This window comes from Gimesia maris, assembly GCF_008298035.1.
Taxonomy (GTDB): Bacteria; Planctomycetota; Planctomycetia; order Planctomycetales; family Planctomycetaceae; genus Gimesia; species Gimesia maris.
In genome coordinates this window covers 5,721,330-5,739,045 of the sequence record NZ_CP042910.1, presented here as the reverse complement: position 1 = coordinate 5,739,045, position 17,716 = coordinate 5,721,330, and the positions used below count along the sequence as shown (strand labels likewise).

Below are 17,716 nucleotides of genomic sequence, written 5' to 3'. Positions count from 1 at the left end.
CGACATGGTAACTTGCGAACCTGGTTTGTCAACATCATGCCGAAGCCCGCCAGCCTTCGCATTCACCTGTCTCGCTGCTAGGATAAAATACCAGTGAGAAACGGGAAACGTTCCCACGAGAATCATTCCGGTACACAACAATGAGGTCACTACATGCTAAGAACAATTCTGTCCTCGCTGGTACTGCTGGTTGTCAGTCTGCAGATTCCTCTCCACGCGGCTGAATGGCAGGTTGGCGTCGCGCGAATTGACATCACACCTGCAAAAAAGATCTGGCTCGCCGGCTATGCGTCACGCACAAAACCCGCTGAAGGAACAACCCATCCCTTATGGGCCAAGGCACTCGTTTTTAAAGACGGGCAGGGAAACCGGGCTGCAATTGTCACCACCGATCTGATCGGTTTGACGCGCGAACTCTCCGATAGTGTTGGTGCCCGGGTGGCCCGGGAGACAGGAATGAGCCGCGAGCAGATTCTGCTCAATTCCTCACATACGCATTGTTCACCCGTCGTGCGCGGCTGTGCACCGCTGGCTTATGATTTCACTCCTGCCCAGCAGCAGGACGTTGATGACTATGCGAAGGTACTCGAAGATAAACTGGTCAAAGTCATCGTTACCGCCAGCAAATCGCTCAAACCGGCCCTGCTCAGTTACGGTGAAGACCGGGCCACATTTGCCATCAACCGTCGCGGTCGCATTAACCCGGATGGTCCCGTTGATCATACGGTCCCCGTCCTTAAGATCAGCGATCCTGCAGGGAAGCTCCAGGCAATTCTGTTTGGCTATGCCTGTCATAATACTACGCTGGCATATTTTGAGTTTTGTGGAGACTACGCCGGCTTTGCGCAGATCGAACTGGAAAAACAATATCCGGGCATCACCGCGCTGTTTTTGCTGGGCTGTGGCGGCGATGCCAACCCCGATCCCCGAGGCACCCGGGAACTGGCTGAGCAGCATGGACGTTCGCTGGCTTCAGCAGTCAGGCGGGCTTTGGGGGCGCCGTTGAAGCCGGTTCGCGGTCCACTTACGGTGAAATTTCAGCGGACCGATTTACCCTTTGTGAAACCACCCTCGCGCGAACAACTGCTCGCCCAACAGGGGCAGGGGGATATCTATTCTCAACGTCTGACAAAGCATCTTCTCAAACAACTCGAGCAGCAGCGCTCCATTCCGGACTCGTATCCGTTCTCTGCCCAGGTGATTGAGTTCGGAAATGATCTGACACTCATCGGGCTCGGCGGAGAAACCGTAATTGATTACGCCATCCGTCTCCACGAGGAACTGGCGGGACGACAGGTCTGGATTGCAGGCTACTGTAACGAAGTCTTCGCCTATGTTCCCTCGGAACGCGTCTTGAAAGAGGGAGGATATGAAGGCGGCGGAGCCATGAAATACTTCGGAATTCATGGGCCGTTTCAACCTGGTGTCGAAGACCGTGTGATTCAACTGGTTCATGCTCTGCTCGAGCCTTAAATCCATGTGGCTGTTTTTACAAGGCTGATACCCTTCTGTAAAAAACAAAAAACACTTGCTGTTCTTTCTTTCTTTTACGTAAGAATAGGGCTGATCAATACGGGATGTCTTTTCGGCAGGAAAGCAAATCCAGTCTGTCTAATCTGCACCGAACCAGTCCGTTCAGGCATTCCCCACGCGTATTCCCGGAAACTGTTCGTGTTCTGGTATGTTTTACTAACTGTTTGTCGTGTAGTTACTTAAAGTCGACCGAAGACAGCCGTTTGTTGTGGTGAAAATCACAGACTTGAATTTTGGTATTGTCTCAAATAAAGACGTGGGAAATAATAGTAACGCTCGAAACATGATATTAGGTCTCTGACATTCCTGTGTGGCATGCCCTGAAAATGCTCGAGTCACGTCCACACGATAACCCCACTTTTACAATTAGGTGTTGGCCATGGACGGTCTGTTAAACAACCTCATTTCATTTTTATTTTGAATGAGGGAACTATCCCTGCGCCATGCGTGTCTGTTTGATACTGAAATTTCTGGACATAGTGAAAGGCTCTCGCACTTTAGAAAAATTACCCTTATCAAATTACCTCGAACTTATTGGCCAATAAATCGACGGGCAGGAATGCCACTCGTAACGCCAGGAGGAGGATTCCCATGGAAAATGGTCGATCAATCTTAAAACAAATCTCGAGTCAGCTGAATGCCGACTCATTTCTTCAGGAACACTGGCAGGGCTCCTTTGAGGAGTACCTCGATATTGTTCGGCAGGATCCCCGGGTGACGCGAACGGCGTTCCAGCGTGTCTATGACATGATCATGAGCTATGGAACCTACCCGGTCGAAGGCAAAAAAGGTCTGATCCGTTATCGCTTCTTTGACGATCCGGTCAACGACGGCAAAGATGGCATCTTCGGGCTCTCCAAGCCGCTGATGGAACTGGTCAACGTATTCAAGTCGGCTGCCCTCAAGTATGGCAGCGAACGCCGTGTACTGTTACTGCATGGTCCGGTCGGGAGTTCCAAAAGTACGATCGCCCGCCTGCTCAAGCAGGGGCTCGAACGCTATTCCCGTACTGAAGACGGTGCCCTCTACAGCTTCGGCTGGAAAGAGGAAGACGGTACGATCCTCTGGGATCCGATGAACGGTGATCCCCTGCAACTGGTGCCTCTCAAGAACCGCCAGGAAATCTGCGACTATCTGAATGCCGACCGTGATCCCGACAAAGATGCCGGTTACGGAGTGGAAATCACAGGCGAAGTCTGCCCGCTCAGTCGCTTTATCTTTAATGAGCGACTTGAAAAAGCCAACGGCGACTGGACCAAAGTCATGGATCAGATCGTGGTGAAACGCATCACCTTCTCCGAGCAGGATCGGATCGGCATTGGTACTTTCCAGCCAAAAGACGAGAAGAACCAGGATTCCACCGAACTGACCGGCGATATCAACTATCGCAAAATCGCTCAGTACGGCAGCGAAAGCGATCCGCGTGCGTTTAACTTCGATGGCGAATTTAACGTTTCCAATCGCGGACTGATTGAATTTATCGAAGTCCTCAAACTGGACGTCGCGTTTTTGTACGACCTTTTGGGGGCTTCACAGGAGCACAAAATCAAGCCAAAGAAATTCGCACAGACTGATATCGATACCGTGATTATCGGCCACACGAACGAGCCGGAATACCGTCGACTCCAGTCCAACGAATTCATGGAAGCCTTGCGCGACCGTACGGTGAAAATTGATGTGCCGTATGTCACGAAGCTCAGTGAAGAAGTGAAGATTTACGAGAAGGACTACAATACCAAACGGGTTCGCGGTAAACACATCGCCCCGCATACGCTGGAAATTGCCGCAATGTGGGCAGTGCTCACACGGCTGGAAACTCCCAAGCATCACGGACTTACATTAATCCAGAAGATGAATCTGTACAACGGGAAATCCCTGCCAGGCTTCACCACCGAAAATGTGGAACAGCTGCGCAAGGAAGCCAAGTCAGAAGGATTGTTTGGAATTTCTCCCCGCTATGTGCAGGATAAAATCTCGAACGCCCTGGTGGTCAACTCGCATAGTTCCAACCTGAATCCGTTCATGCTGCTCAATGAACTGGAAGAAGGGCTGAAGCATCATTCTTTGATTGCCAACGATGACATGCGTGATCATTACCGCCAGCTCATCACCGTGGTGAAGGAAGAGTATACCGATATTGTGAAAAACGAAGTTCAGCGTGCGATTGCTGCCGACGAGGAAGCACTCACGCGACTGTGTGGTAATTATCTCGATAACGTGAAAGCGTACACGCAGAAAGAACGTGTGAAAAACAAATTCACCGGCGAATATGAAGAACCGGATGAACGCCTGATGCGTTCTATTGAAGAACGAATTGATATTCCGGACACCAGGAAAGACGATTTCCGTCGTGAAATCATGAACTACATTGGTGCCCTGTCACTGGACGGCAAATCGTTTGACTACAAAACCAATGATCGTCTGCAGAAGGCCCTCGAAATGAAACTGTTCGAGGATCAGAAGGATACGATCAAACTGACGAGTCTGGTCTCGAATGTCGTTGATTCCGAAACGCAGGAAAAGATCGACATCGTCAAAGCACGGCTCATTCGAAATTACGGTTACGACGAAGAGTCTGCGACAGACGTCCTGCAGTACGTTGCCAGCATTTTTGCTCGCGGCGATACCAAAAAGAACAGCGACGCCGCCTGATCTCTGATTTCGTCTGAAAAGAATTAAACTAACCCAGGATAAGAAGGAATTACATGAGAGCCGACTCACTCTGATTCCCTGTTCTGAAAGGGGCTCGATACCATGGTACGAAGAATAGATCGTGACCAGCAACGGTTCGATAAAATTATAAAAGGGAAGGTCCGACAACAGCTCCGGAAATACATCAATCATGGTGAAATGATTGGTCGCAAAGGCCGCGAGACCGTCAGTATCCCTGTTCCCAATATTGAGATCCCCCATTTCCAGCACGGCGAAAAAGGGAGCGGCGGTGTCGGACAGGGAGAAGGCGAAGTCGGTCAGCCCATCGGTCGCGGCAAAGGGGACGGAGACGGTCCCGGTCAGGCTGGTAATGAACGCGGACAGCATATTCGCGAAGTCGAATTAACGCTTGAGGAACTGGCCGACATGCTCGGCGAAGCACTGGAACTCCCGCGGATTGAACCCAAGGGGGAAGATGCCCTTACTTCTCAGAAAGACCGCTATACCTCGATCCGGCCGACAGGCCCGGATTCGCTGCGTCATTTTAAGCGCACTTACAAACGGGCACTCAGACGGATGATTGCCACAAATAATTACGATCCCAAAGATCCGTTTATCGTTCCCACTAAAGATGACGAACGCTTTCGCAGCTGGAAGACCGTTTCCGAGCCGCATACGAATGCCGCGGTCATCTATATGATGGATGTCTCCGGATCAATGACCGACGTGCAGAAAGAAATTGTCCGCACGGAAGCCTTCTGGATCGATACCTGGCTCAAGCGGCAGTATGACGGCATTGAACGTCGTTATATTGTGCATGACGCTGTTGCTCATGAAGTGGATGAGGATACGTTTTACCGCGTTCGAGAGAGCGGCGGGACGCGTATCTCATCCGCTTACCGGGCTGCCGACCACATTATCAAACGCGACTTTCCCCCCTCCCAATGGAATATTTACTGTTTTCAGTTTTCAGATGGAGACAACTGGGGAGAAGACAATACGGACTGTATCGAAAATCTCAAACAGAATCTGTTTCCGATCTGTAATTTGTTCTGTTACGGGCAGGTCCGCAGTCCGTATGGATCGGGGGATTTCATAAAAGAACTCCGTAAAGTGGAAGAGGAGTTCGATAACCTGATCCTCTCGGAAATAGATGATAAGGAAGCGATTTACGGTTCCATCAAAACATTCCTGGGAACAGGCAAGTAAAAACTGTTGTGATTTACAGCAGCCAGTCAGCGTATCATTTCACTGACAACACGAGCTGACGGAGAATCTTATGGTAGTGACAACTTACCGACCTTTGCCGCAAGAGTTAAGCGATATCCAGCAGGAGATGGAACAGCATGCGCTCGATTACGGCCTGGACTTCTTCAAAACCATCTTTGAAGTCCTGGACTATGAAGAGCTGAGCATGTTCGCCGCGTATGGCGGGTTTCCGGTTCGGTATCCACACTGGCGGTTCGGGGCACAGTACGATGAGTTGATGAAAGGGTACTCCTACGGCCTGCAGAAAATCTACGAAATGGTGATCAACACTGATCCCTGCTACGCTTATCTGCTCAGCGCGAATGATATCACCGACCAGAAACTGGTGATTGCCCACGTATATGGACACTGTGATTTTTTTAAGAACAATGCCTGGTTCTCACAGACCAATCGAAAAATGCTGGACCAGATGGCCAACCATGCCACCCGCATGAATCGCCATATTGACAATTATGGCTACGAAGTGGTTGAGACATTCATCGATACCTGTCTCTCGCTGGAAAGCCTGATTGATCCGTATGCACCCCACATCCGCAGAACACAGAAAACGGAAACCCGGGAAGAAACGAAGAAACGGACTGACGAAGAAAACGAGAGTACCGGCGGACGCTTTCCGGCCAAGTATTATATGGATCGGTACATCAATCCCGAGGATGTCCTGGAGGAAGAAGCCAATCAGAAAAGGCAGAAAGCGCGGGAACTTTCCGACCAGCTCAAGTTTCCCAAAGAGCGGATGCGGGATGTCCTGTACTTTCTCATTCAGTATGCGCCCCTGGAAGACTGGCAGCGGGATGTGCTGACCATCATCCGCGATGAAGCCTGCTACTTCGCGCCCCAGGGACAGACGAAAATTATGAATGAAGGCTGGGCCAGTTTCTGGCATTCCACCATCATGACCCGACATGGTCTGACGGATGAAGGGCTCATTAACTACGCCGACCATCACAGTGGCACGATGGCTACCAGCCCGAATCGCCTGAATCCCTACAAACTGGGAATCGAACTGCTCAAGGATATCGAAGAACGCTGGAATAAAGGCCAGTTCGGTCCGGAATACGAGAACTGCACCGACATGTATCAGAAAGAACACTGGGATCAGGATCTCGGCTTAGGTCGGGAAAAGATCTTCGAAGTCAGGCGGATTCATAATGACATTACTTTTATTGATACCTTCCTCACTCCCGAGTTCTGTTACAAACAGAAAATGTTCTCCTTTGCCTTTAACGATTCCAACAAAACTTATGAAATTCAGTCACGAGAATTTCAGCAGATCAAGCAGCAGCTGTTGAGCAGCCTGAGCAACCATGGACGCCCGGTCATTTATGTGCAGGATGCGAACTATAAAAATCGAGGTGAACTCTACCTGGAGCATGAGTATTTGGGAGTAGAACTCAAGCTCGATTATGCCCAGGATACATTGGCTAACCTGCATACCATCTGGAAACGTCCCGTGAATATCGAAACCGTCGTAGACGATCGCCCCACGATTCTGAGCTATGACGGTAAAAAACACTCCACGAATTCCAAAGAGAAAACATAAGATCCTCGTCAGGAGGATTTCCCTATGACTGTATTAAATCAACTCAATCATGAACTGATTCAACTGGTCGGCTTTCATTCTGCACAGCCTCGCACGGTAACACTCGCTGCGAAAGGTAAAATCGAACTCATGCTTGATTTTACCTCAGTCGATACCATGAGCTGTTCCTTTCAGGAAATCCGCGTCAATGTCCCTGCGCTGACACAGGCCACGTTCGATAAACTCAAAGAATGGGGACAGAAGCTCTGTCAACGGATCACTTATCTGCTCGAAAACATTGGTCCGCTGGAATACGATGAGGATGCAGGCCAGGTGCTCATTCGATCGACGCCTCCGGACCAGAAACCGGCCGGCACCCGGTTTTATGAAGTGATTCTGTCCTCCCACACGAACGGCAATTTCAGTCTCAAACGCTTTGAGTCTCAAAAAGGTCAGACCGGTCGGACCCAGGTCGATTTACAGGTGACTCACGAGGTTCTCAAAAAGCTGGTCGAAGACCTCGTAAATACGGTTCCATAAACTCCGATTTAACCTCATCAAGAGACGAAATCCAGTAAAACACCTCAGGTACCAGTGACCTGAGGTGTTTTCTCTTTTCAGGATAGGTTAAGGTTGTAAATTCGGATTTCGTGCTTGACGAAAGGTGTTTTATATGTAAAATCATATTTCATGAGTAAAACATTAGAGCGAACCGAATCAAGATTATCATACCGGGTACCGGCTCTGGAAAAGGGTCTGGAAGTGCTGGAACTCCTGTCGGGGATCTCTCAGCCACTCACTTTAACGGATATTGCAGAGCGACTGGGACGCACCAAACAGGAGCTGTTCCGGGTCATGGCCTGTCTGAATGAGCAGGGCTACCTGATCCGGGATGCCAATCAGGGTTACCGCATGAGTACCAAGCTGTTTGAGCTGGGGGCGAAACATGCCAGCACCGAAGCTTTGATTGCCCGGGCCACGCCTCACATGGAATCATTGACAAATGAACTGAATGAATCCTGTCATTTGAATCTGGTTGTTCGCAATAAGATGCTGGTGATCGCCCGTGTGGACTGTGATGCCGATGTTTCCCTGGCAGTCCGCATCGGTGCCAGCTTCAAATTACACGAACGCAACAGCGGCCATGTTGCGCTGGCGTTTCATACCGCTGATCAGCGTCAGAAATACTGGGAGCAGTCAGATCAGCCGGCAGGGCAGATCAAAAAGTGGGAAAGCGAGTTTGCCAGCATCAGGCAGTCCGGTTTCCGCACGATGGAAAGTACGCTGATTGTCGGCGTTCAGGATACCGCGACACCAATACTCGGCGCGGATGGCAGACTGCTGGCGGTCTTATGTGTTTCCCATATTCTGCGAGTGGGCGAAGCGGATGAAAGCGCCCGTATTTCTTCTGCCATGCTGGAGTGTTCACAGGCAATATCCAGTGAGTTCGGGCCGACCATGATCAGTCAACTGGATGCCCCTGCCCATGGCGTCAAATCAACATAACAGGTGAATTGAACGGAGTTTTCATGCTAGATCAGTCAACGCGAGACCAGGACTTTCCCAGTTTGGGGGAACGCGTCTACTTAAATACGGCGGCAGAAGGTATTCCTCCGTTATCTGTCGGGAATGCATTTCAGCAGTATTTTCAGGATAAACTGCTGGGCATGGATGGCAGAAAGTTGCATGAAACGCAGTGGGATGCAGCAAAAGAACTGCTGGCTCAGATGTACGGTTTGAGTTCTGAAGAAGTCAGCATCTGCTCCTGCAGCTCAGAGGCCTTCAATCTTGCTTACCAGGCACTGCAGCTGAAAACGGGTGATGAAATCATTGTCAGCGATCTGGATTTTCCTGCCAGTTATACTTATGGACTACAGCAGAGCTGTCCGGCGACCGTGAAGGTCTGGAAGTCTCGCGACTGGGAGCTGCACCTCGAAGATCTGAAATCGCTGCTCAGCGAAAAAACCAGGGTCGTCAGTATTTCGCTGGTCAGTTTTTTCAATGGATATAAAATTCCCCTGCAGGATGTGATTCAGACCATTCGTGCGAACTCTTCTGCGTTGATTGCGCTGGACGTGACCCAGGCTTTGGGCCGGATCCCGCTCGATCTGACAGACATCGATTTAATCGTCAGCAGTACTCACAAGTGGATTCTCGCATCGCATGGCGGCGGACTGGTCGGAGTTCCTTCCGCCAAAGCCCGGGATTGGACGGTTCCTGCAGGCGGCTGGTTCAATCTGAAAGATGCCTTCGGCGATCAGCGTTTCGAAGGGGCAGAAAGTCTGCCGGGCGCTGCCAGCTTTACCGTGGGCATGCCCAATTATCCCGCCGTCTATGCTATCAGGGCAGCGCTGGATTACATTACTTCGACGGGCGTCGATGAGATCAATCGGGCAGCGACACCACTGGTAGAAGCTTGTCTCGCAGGGCTGAAAGAAACCTCCGTTGAATTGATCTCGCCCCGCAGTACTGAGCATCTGGCAGGGATTATTGCCTTTCGACACCCCGATGCTGAACGTATTTATCAGCATCTGCACAGTAAACAGATTCACCCCATGTACCACGCCGGACGCATCCGCGTGGCCTTGCATGGTTATAATACGATGGAAAATGTAGAGACGTTCCTGAGTGAATTAAATCACGCACTCGCGAAGAGTTTTGTTGGAAATTAGGTGGTTTATGGCTACCAGGCGTTTAAAAAGTCGTTGAGAAACTGTTTTAAGTCGGTATTTTTGCTGACTTCTGGACCAGAGAATATATAATAGAGGTAAGACATAAGCTCATTCTTCAAAAGTTCTTACCTTCACTCAATAGCCGCTCATTATTGGTGTGAGAGACTCTCGCTCCACTAAATCAATTTGTGGTTCCTACCTGAAACCGCTGGGAAAAATCATGAAGATGTCTGCTCGTTTACGAGATTGTTTCTGTACTTTCGTAAAACAGGGTTCATGCGGAGTATTAATCGTTCTCGCTGCTGTGAGTGTCTCTCCACTTCAGGCTGCCGAGAAGGAACCCGACCAGCAACAGATCCAGTTTTTTGAAGCAAAAATCCGTCCCCTGTTGATCAAGCACTGCTATGACTGTCATGGCGAAGATACTCAGGAATCGGATTTGCGCGTTGATACATTCAAAGGTATTGCCCAGGGAGGCAAAGCGGGTTCACTGATCGTTCCCGGCAAACCGGAACAGAGTCTGTTGATCACGGCCGTCAAGTATCAGTCCAACGATCTGCAGATGCCTCCCGACGAAAAAATGAGTAAAGAGGAAATTGCAGACCTGACGAACTGGGTCAAAATGGGAGCGCCCTATCCCAATGCCGATTTAAGTCTGTTGCGTGACCCCAGCGACAAGGGCAAATACGATCTGGAGAAAGAACGCGAATTCTGGTCGTTCCAGACAGTGAAAAAACCGGCGCTGCCTGAAGTCAAACAGAAGTCGTGGGTCAAAAATCCGATTGATCAGTTTATTCTGCAGCAGTTGGAGCAGGCGGGATTGACACCAGCCCGTCCTGCAGACAAACGCACGTTGATTCGGCGGACCACTTTTGATCTGACCGGGCTGCCTCCGACGCCCCAGGAAATCGAAAACTTTCTGAACGACTCCTCTCCCGACGCCTTCGAAAAAGTGGTGGATCGTCTGCTGGCTTCACCCCATTACGGCGAACACTGGGGGCGCCACTGGCTGGACGTCGCCCGCTATGCCGATTCCAATGGTCTGGACGAGAATGTGGCGTATGGGACCGCATGGAAATATCGCGACTATGTCGTGAATGCGTTGAATAAAGACAAGCCTTACGATCTATTCCTCAAAGAGCAGCTCGCCGGTGATTTGCTGGAGCCAGCGAAAGATGTTGTCGAACGCAATGAGCGTTTGACAGCCACCGGTTTCCTGTTATTAGGTCCGAAAGTTCTAGCCGAAGTCGATAAAACCAAAATGGAAATGGACATCATCGACGAGCAGATCAATACGATTGGCGTCTCGCTGATGGGCATGACACTCGGCTGTGCCCGTTGCCATGATCACAAATTCGATCCAATTTCAGCGAACGATTATTATGGTCTGGCGGGGATCTTGAAAAGCACCAAAATCATGGAGAGTTACAAGACAATTGGCCGCTGGAACGAAAACTCGCTCGCGACAGAAGCGGAACTGAAAGTACAGGCAGACTGGGATCAGAAGATCAAGGCAGAAGAAGATCAAATTGCCGCGCTGGTCAAATCAGAAAATGAACGGCTCCAGACAGAGGGGGGCAAAGAATTTAAACTGCCCAAGAAGCCGGAAGCCTCTTATTCCAAAGAGGTCCAGGCAAAATTGAAAGCGCTGCGCGACCAGGTTGCATCACTGAAAAAAGAACGGCCTGAAGTTCCCACAGCAATGGGAGCAGCCGAACGGGAGACCACCGACGTTCCCATCCATATTCGTGGCAGTCATCTGACGCTGGGGGAAACTGTGCCCCGCCATGTCCCTGTTGTTCTGAGTCAGCAGCCACAGAATCCGTTTCCTGAAAAACAGAGTGGTCGTCTGAAGTTAGCAGAATGGCTCACCAGCAGAGAGCATCCTTTAACCTCACGCGTGATCGCGAACCGGGTCTGGCGCTGGCACTTTGGCAAGGGAATTGTCGCTACCCCGGATAACTTCGGAAAACTGGGAGCCAAACCAACCAATCAGCCTCTACTGGATTGGATGGCTGTTACACTGATGGAGGAAGGCTGGTCCCTGAAGGAACTGCATCGTCTGATTCTGCTCTCCAACACCTGGCAGATGAGCAGCGAATTCAATGCACAGGCGGCTGCCGTCGATCCGGGTAACAGGTTGATGTGGCGTGTTGATGTGCGACGCCTGGATGCCGAATCGATTCGCGACTCCATTCTGTCCGTCAGTGATGGCCTCGATCCCGCTCTGGGGGGATCTCTACTAAATGTGGGGAACCGTGAGTTTGTCTTCAATCACGAATCAAAAGATGGCGTCACATACGATTTTAATCGGCGTTCCATCTATCTGCCTGTGATCCGCAATCACCTGTATGGGATGTTTATGCTGTTTGATTATTCTGACGCCAGTGTATTAAACGGCGATCGTTCCGCGACGACTGTCGCGCCACAGGCACTGTTTCTGTTGAACAGCGAACTGGTAGAAGAAGCATCGCACCGCATGGCAGAAAGCATTTTACACCAGACGGCATTATCGCCCGAACAGAAGATTCAGGAACTGTTCCTGAAGTCCTTTGGACGACCTCCGACGGAAATGGAAGTCAGCAAGTCTCTGCACTTCCTGGAGGAACTGGAAAAAGAACTGCAGGCAGAAGAGACTGATTCCGAGAAACGAATCACCCGCAGCTGGCAGGTGCTCTGTCAGTCGATTTTTGCATCGAGCGAATTTATCTATCTCCGGTAATCGGGTTCAGTCAACCAGAATGTAAAAACCAGAATCAACTTGAAACTGTTCAATAATAAACGAGACACGTTATGAGTATCCTACCTCAATCATTATTTTCCCGCCGGGAACTGCTGAAAAAATCAGCCGTCGGTTTCGGGAACCTCGCCTTACTCTCCATGTTGAATGACGAAGCCCAGGCTTCGAAATCAAAAGATCCCCTCGCCCCGAAAGAACCCCATTTCACGCCACGGGCCAAACGGGTCATCTTTCTGTTCATGAAGGGGGGGCCCTCCCACATGGATACGTTCGATTATAAGCCGCAACTGCAGAAGTATGATGGTAAACCACTCCCCTTTGATAAGCCCCGGGTGCAGTTTGCCCCGACCGGTAACCTGTTAAAATCACCATGGAAGTTCAAACAGTACGGCGAGAGTGGTATTCACGTCAGCGAACTGTTCCCCAATGTGGCGGAATGCGTGGACGATCTGTGTATCATCAACTCGCTGCATGGAACCAACGCGGCCCATGGAGGCGCGTTACTCAAACTGCATACCGGCAGCGATGCCTTTGTACGACCCAGTATGGGATCGTGGGTAACTTATGGACTGGGGACTGAAAACCAGAATCTCCCCGGCTTCATTACCATCTGCCCGACACTGGCACACGGCGGAGTGAAAAACTGGAGTTCCGCATTTCTGCCGGCTCCCTACCAGGGAACGCCGCTGGGGAATGCTGCCGTCGCCGCTAAGCAGGCACAGATTGAATATATCAAAAACGATTTTCTTACCCGCAAAATACAGCGCAAACAGGTCGATTTTCTCAACGATCTGAACCGCATGCATCAGGAAGAAACCGGCCCCAACCAGATTCTGAATGACCGCATCGGCTCATTCGAACTTGCATTCCGCATGCAGGAAGAAGTTCCCGAAATCCAGGATATCTCCGGCGAAACCGAAGCCACCATGAAAATGTATGGTCTCGATGAAGAGCAGACTGCTGACTTCGGCCGCCAGTGCCTGATGGCCCGTCGCTTTGCGGAACGGGGCGTGCGTTTTATTCAGGTTTCACACAGTGACCAGAAAGTGCAGTGGGATCAACATGGCAACCTGCTGGAAGGTCACGGCAAAAACGCGAAAGAAGTTGATAAGCCGATCGCCGGGTTATTGAAAGACCTCAAACAGCGTGGCCTGTTGAAAGATACCCTGGTCATCTGGGGAGGGGAGTTCGGTCGGACTCCGACAGCCCAGGGGAAAAATGGACGCGATCACAATCCGGAAGGCTTCACCATGTGGCTTGCTGGTGGCGGCGTGAAATCCGGAATCAAATATGGCGCCACTGATGAGTTCGGTTACTATGCCGCCAAAGATAAAATGCATATCCACGATTTCCATGCCACTCTATTGCACCTCCTCGGAATGGACCACGAAAAACTGACGTACCGATACGCGGGCCGTGACTTCCGCCTGACCGATGTGGCCGGCCATGTGGCCCATGGAATTCTCGCGTAAACTGAATCAATACAAAATCAGATTCATTCAAACCCTTCTTCTTGTGAAGAAGGGTTTTTTAATTTAGACTTTCTAGCGCGCATCACATTTAACCATAGCGTCTCCAGGGCTGTTTGGCCCGAGTATATAAGATTGAGATACGCTATACTTAAATGAGACGCGTTCTAGTGGTTTTCGGATAATGAATGGCTTAGCGATTGTTCCCGCCCAGTGCGTTTTCGCGTGTTATGTTATGTCAATCACGGATAAAAACCATTTATCAATATCATAGCGATACAAGTCAGGAGGCCAGGATTGTCCGAGAGGATCTCAAAGATTTCTGATTTTTTACTTCAATTAGATGCTTTGAAGTCTATAAATCGCCGCTCCTACATCAATGGCGGAGAGCGACTGGAAAATTCGGCTGAGCATTCATGGCATTTAGCTATGGCCTGCTGGGCGTTTGCAGAATTGTTTCAGGAAGAATATGACATTTCGAAGCTCATCAAGCTTGCGTTGCTCCATGATCTTGGTGAAATCGAAGCGGGAGACACTTTTCTTTACAGTACCAATAGAAGTGATGCACATATCGAAGAACGCAAATGTGTAGAAAAAATAGCTTTGCACCCAGGAAATCCTATAGGAAATATCATTGGACTTTGGGAAGAGCAAGAGGCAGGAGAGAGTAAGGAAGCGAAACTCTTAAAAGTTATTGATCGCTTGTTGCCCTTTCTTCACAACATCACCAGCGAAGGTCGATCATGGCAGGATAACGGAATACACAAGGATCAAGTGTTGAAAATGCATCAATTTATCGAGGATGAAAATTACGAAATATATGTCTGGTTTATTTCAAAGGTAGAATATGCTGTTGAGCAAGGGTGGCTGAATGGTTCCTGATAAGGCGCTGCTACGGAATTTACTCGCTGGTGCTCGTAAATTTCCGCAGAGTGAGGCGTTCGGCAAAGTACATCGCGCACGACTGTCATCCATTCCTGGAGAAAGAATTCTATGGCGAAATACCTGATCTCATTTCCAAGCGCAGCGATGATAATACCCGATGGTGATCTGGAGGCGGTTGGTCGCGACGCACACGCGGTAATTGAGGAAGCGAAAGCCGTCGGCGTCTATGTCTTCGCCGGTGGTATCGACGAAGCGGTCCCGCCGGTGCTTGTCTCTGCTGATGGAACATTCGCCGCAGGAGGATACCCGTGGGCGCCTCCACTCAATGGTGGCTTCACGGTACTCGACCTACCATCGCGCGAGGAGGCCGTCGCGTGGGCCGCGCGCATCGCGAAAGCCTGCCGATGTGATTAGGAGTTACGCGTCTTTGGGTTCGACCCGCGGTCTTGAGAGTGGCATGGAAATGGTGCAGCAGGTGCGGCCCGACAATATACATTCAAGCCGATGCCGCTTCGTAGTGCGGATTAATCCAAGCGATAGTCAGAGTTATGAATAACAAACCAACATGTATTGCACACTCGAATTGAGTGGTTTTCTGATCCGACCCGCTACGGAATTCATTTTCCACCCATCAAGCAAAAAGCATGCGAAAACGCTGCAATTGAAAATCATGTTGCAGAAAGACTATGATCGCAGAGAGGTGATCTGGAATCTAATGCATTCCAGAGCGATTCACTTTCAGGTATTGCCTCTCGCAATCTAATATACGCGGGCCGAACTGACATGGAAACGCTACTGTAAAACTGGATACAGTCCAGGCTGCTTATTTCCAAACTTCGGGAACACGCTACAATTTAGACAGGGCGAGCGCTGATTCATTCAGCATAAGCTTGCATGTCTTCCGGGACTGTTCTATGGTGTCTTGCCGTGATGGGTAACGATTCAAATTATCAGCAATTATTTTTATGAAAACAGTGATATGGGTTCCAAAGATAATAAGAAATGGCGTTCCACAACGATATTAACAGTGCGTCATAACGGTCAGGTCGCCATCGGCGGAGATGGACAGGTGACTCACGGCGACACGGTGATGAAAAGCGATACCCGCAAGATTCGTAAGATTCTCGACGGGCAGGTTGTCTGTGGTTTTGCCGGTTCGACCGCCGATGCGTTTTCACTACTGGAACGCTTCGAAGTCAAAGCCCGGGACTATCCGGGTAATATGCCCCGGGCGGCAACCGAACTGGCACGCGACTGGCGAACCGATCGCGTCTTGCGAAAACTGGAAGCCTTGATCATCGTCGTGAATGACGAACACAGCCTGCTGATTACCGGTCAGGGGGATGTGGTGGTGCCCTCGGATGGAATCATCGGCATCGGTTCAGGAGGCAATTACGCGACCGCAGCAGCCCGGGCGCTGGTCGGACATTCCCAACTGTCGGCTGCGGAAATTGTAAAAACTTCGCTGGGAATCGCATCAGACATCGATATCTATACGAATAATAATATCATCGTGGAGGAGCTGCAGTGCAAGAGTTAACACCTCGACAGATCGTCGCGGAACTGGATAAACACATCGTGGGTCAGGATGACGCGAAACGCGCTGTCGCCATCGCGCTGCGAAACCGCTGGCGCTGGCAGCAGCTTCCCGATGAACTGCGGAACGAAATTACGCCTAAAAATATTATCATGATCGGTCCGACGGGTGTTGGTAAAACCGAAATTACGCGACGCCTGGCAAAGTTGATCAATGCTCCCTTCATCAAGGTCGAAGCGACCAAATATACCGAAGTGGGTTATTACGGACGCGATGTGGAAAGCATGGTTCGCGATCTGGTTGACTCGGCAAAAAATCTGGTTCGTGAAAAGAAACGCGTGGAGGTTGTAGATAAAGCCAAAGTCCGTGTGGAAGAACGCCTGCTGGACCTGTTGATTCCCCGGCCGGAATGGGAAGCGTCCTACAGTGAATCTACCGAAGAAGGCAAGGAAGAAAACGCATCGGAACGCTACGAACGAACCCGCGACAAGTTTCGCAAAATGCTGAGCCAGGGAGCACTGGAAGAGAAAGAGGTCGAAATCTCGATCGACGCGAAAAGCTCTCCCGTGCAGGTCTTTTCCAATATGGGCATGGACCAGATGGACGTCGATCTGCAGGGCATGTTTGAACGCATCATGCCTCAACAGAGCAAGCATCGAAAAATGTCCGTGAAAGAAGCACGCGGAGTGCTGCTGGAACAGGAGGTCGAAGGCTTGATGGATAAAGATGCGATCGCCGAAGAAGCCGTGCAACTGGCGGAACGCAGCGGGATCGTCTTTATCGATGAACTCGACAAGATCTGTACTTCAGAAGAAGGCGGCAATCGAGGCGGTGATGTCAGCCGCCAGGGTGTGCAGCGCGACTTGCTGCCCATCGTCGAAGGAACCACTGTGCAGACTCGCAGCGGGTCTGTAAAAACAGACTACATGCTGTTTATCGCAGCCGGTGCCTTTCATCGTACGAAACCTTCCGATCTGATGCCCGAACTGCAGGGACGTTTTCCGATTCGAGTGGAACTGCAGGAACTGACTCGCGATGATTTTCTCAGAATTCTGACCGAGCCCACCAGTTCAATCACGATGCAGTATCAGGCTCTGCTGGAAACCGAAGGCGTGAAGATCAAATTCGAACAGGATGGTCTGGAAGAGCTGGCAAAAATTGCCTTTGATGTGAATCAGACCACGCAGAATATTGGTGCCCGTCGTCTGCATACAATTCTGGAACGTCTGCTGGAAGAAGTCAGTTTTGAAGCGCCCGATCTCAAAACGAAAAAAATTGTGATCGATGTGCCTTATGTTCAACAGAAACTGCATTCTATCGTGGAAGATGAAGATCTCAGTAAGTTCATCCTTTAAACGGTAAATGAAATTATAATAAAAACTCCCCGATTCTATTTGAGCCGGGGAGTTTTTTTATTGTACGTGGAATCAAATCAGTCGG

The 17,716-nt window shown here is 50.2% G+C and carries 13 protein-coding genes; all 13 read left to right on the top strand.

Annotation, left to right across the window (positions count from 1 at the left end; genetic code table 11):
• The first annotated feature begins 153 nt into the window (after positions 1-153).
• Positions 154-1,473 carry a neutral/alkaline non-lysosomal ceramidase N-terminal domain-containing protein gene (locus tag GmarT_RS21270; protein WP_002643873.1) on the top strand — a complete coding sequence of 440 codons (1,320 nt, stop codon included), beginning with the start codon at positions 154-156 and terminating at the stop codon, positions 1,471-1,473.
• A 651-nt stretch (positions 1,474-2,124) separates the two neighbouring features.
• Positions 2,125-4,185: a PrkA family serine protein kinase gene (locus tag GmarT_RS21265; protein WP_002643874.1), complete on the top strand. Its 2,061-nt coding sequence runs from the start codon at positions 2,125-2,127 to the stop codon at positions 4,183-4,185.
• A gap of 102 nt (positions 4,186-4,287) precedes the next feature.
• Positions 4,288-5,394, top strand: a complete 1,107-nt coding sequence (locus tag GmarT_RS21260; RefSeq protein WP_002643875.1) for a DUF444 family protein — start codon at positions 4,288-4,290, stop codon at positions 5,392-5,394.
• Positions 5,395-5,464: 70 nt separating this feature from the next.
• Positions 5,465-6,994 (top strand): SpoVR family protein, encoded by a 1,530-nt coding sequence (locus GmarT_RS21255; RefSeq protein WP_044236124.1) that lies wholly within the window; start codon positions 5,465-5,467, stop codon positions 6,992-6,994.
• A gap of 24 nt (positions 6,995-7,018) precedes the next feature.
• Positions 7,019-7,513, top strand: a complete 495-nt coding sequence (locus GmarT_RS21250; protein ID WP_002643877.1) for a hypothetical protein — start codon at positions 7,019-7,021, stop codon at positions 7,511-7,513.
• Positions 7,514-7,663: 150 nt separating this feature from the next.
• Positions 7,664-8,479, top strand: a complete 816-nt coding sequence (locus GmarT_RS21245; RefSeq protein WP_002643878.1) for an IclR family transcriptional regulator — start codon at positions 7,664-7,666, stop codon at positions 8,477-8,479.
• 23 nt (positions 8,480-8,502) lie between these two features.
• On the top strand, positions 8,503-9,645 hold the full coding sequence (locus GmarT_RS21240; RefSeq protein WP_002643879.1) for an aminotransferase class V-fold PLP-dependent enzyme: 1,143 nt from the start codon (positions 8,503-8,505) through the stop codon (positions 9,643-9,645).
• Positions 9,646-9,871: 226 nt separating this feature from the next.
• Positions 9,872-12,367, top strand: a complete 2,496-nt coding sequence (locus GmarT_RS21235) for a PSD1 and planctomycete cytochrome C domain-containing protein (protein ID WP_149303207.1) — start codon at positions 9,872-9,874, stop codon at positions 12,365-12,367.
• A gap of 71 nt (positions 12,368-12,438) precedes the next feature.
• On the top strand, positions 12,439-13,857 hold the full coding sequence (locus GmarT_RS21230) for a DUF1501 domain-containing protein (RefSeq protein ID WP_002643881.1): 1,419 nt from the start codon (positions 12,439-12,441) through the stop codon (positions 13,855-13,857).
• A 294-nt stretch (positions 13,858-14,151) separates the two neighbouring features.
• The gene (locus GmarT_RS21225; protein WP_052301199.1) at positions 14,152-14,736 is read left to right on the top strand and encodes an HD domain-containing protein; all 585 of its coding nucleotides are present in this window, start codon (positions 14,152-14,154) and stop codon (positions 14,734-14,736) included.
• A 111-nt stretch (positions 14,737-14,847) separates the two neighbouring features.
• Entirely contained in the window at positions 14,848-15,153 is a 306-nt protein-coding gene (locus GmarT_RS21220; RefSeq protein ID WP_002643883.1) for a YciI family protein, read from the top strand.
• A 565-nt stretch (positions 15,154-15,718) separates the two neighbouring features.
• Positions 15,719-16,279 carry an ATP-dependent protease subunit HslV gene (gene hslV, locus GmarT_RS21215; RefSeq protein ID WP_002643885.1) on the top strand — a complete coding sequence of 187 codons (561 nt, stop codon included), beginning with the start codon at positions 15,719-15,721 and terminating at the stop codon, positions 16,277-16,279.
• Positions 16,267-17,631: an ATP-dependent protease ATPase subunit HslU gene (gene hslU / locus GmarT_RS21210; protein WP_002643886.1), complete on the top strand. Its 1,365-nt coding sequence runs from the start codon at positions 16,267-16,269 to the stop codon at positions 17,629-17,631. Before hslV ends, hslU begins: the two co-directional genes overlap by 13 nt.
• Positions 17,632-17,716: the final 85 nt, after the last annotated feature.

Excerpts from the sequence above, each read along its gene's own strand:
- GmarT_RS21260 (WP_002643875.1), top strand. The coding sequence starts at position 4,288 with ATGGTACGAAGAATAGATCGTGACCAGCAACGGTTCGATAAAATTATA.
- GmarT_RS21265 (WP_002643874.1), top strand. The coding sequence starts at position 2,125 with ATGGAAAATGGTCGATCAATCTTAAAACAAATCTCGAGTCAGCTGAAT.
- GmarT_RS21255 (WP_044236124.1), top strand. The coding sequence starts at position 5,465 with ATGGTAGTGACAACTTACCGACCTTTGCCGCAAGAGTTAAGCGATATC.
- GmarT_RS21250 (WP_002643877.1), top strand. The coding sequence starts at position 7,019 with ATGACTGTATTAAATCAACTCAATCATGAACTGATTCAACTGGTCGGC.
- GmarT_RS21230 (WP_002643881.1), top strand. The coding sequence starts at position 12,439 with ATGAGTATCCTACCTCAATCATTATTTTCCCGCCGGGAACTGCTGAAA.
- GmarT_RS21245 (WP_002643878.1), top strand. The coding sequence starts at position 7,664 with ATGAGTAAAACATTAGAGCGAACCGAATCAAGATTATCATACCGGGTA.
- GmarT_RS21240 (WP_002643879.1), top strand. The coding sequence starts at position 8,503 with ATGCTAGATCAGTCAACGCGAGACCAGGACTTTCCCAGTTTGGGGGAA.
- hslV (WP_002643885.1), top strand. The coding sequence starts at position 15,719 with ATGGGTTCCAAAGATAATAAGAAATGGCGTTCCACAACGATATTAACA.
- GmarT_RS21235 (WP_149303207.1), top strand. The coding sequence starts at position 9,872 with ATGTCTGCTCGTTTACGAGATTGTTTCTGTACTTTCGTAAAACAGGGT.
- GmarT_RS21220 (WP_002643883.1), top strand. The coding sequence starts at position 14,848 with ATGGCGAAATACCTGATCTCATTTCCAAGCGCAGCGATGATAATACCC.
- GmarT_RS21270 (WP_002643873.1), top strand. The coding sequence starts at position 154 with ATGCTAAGAACAATTCTGTCCTCGCTGGTACTGCTGGTTGTCAGTCTG.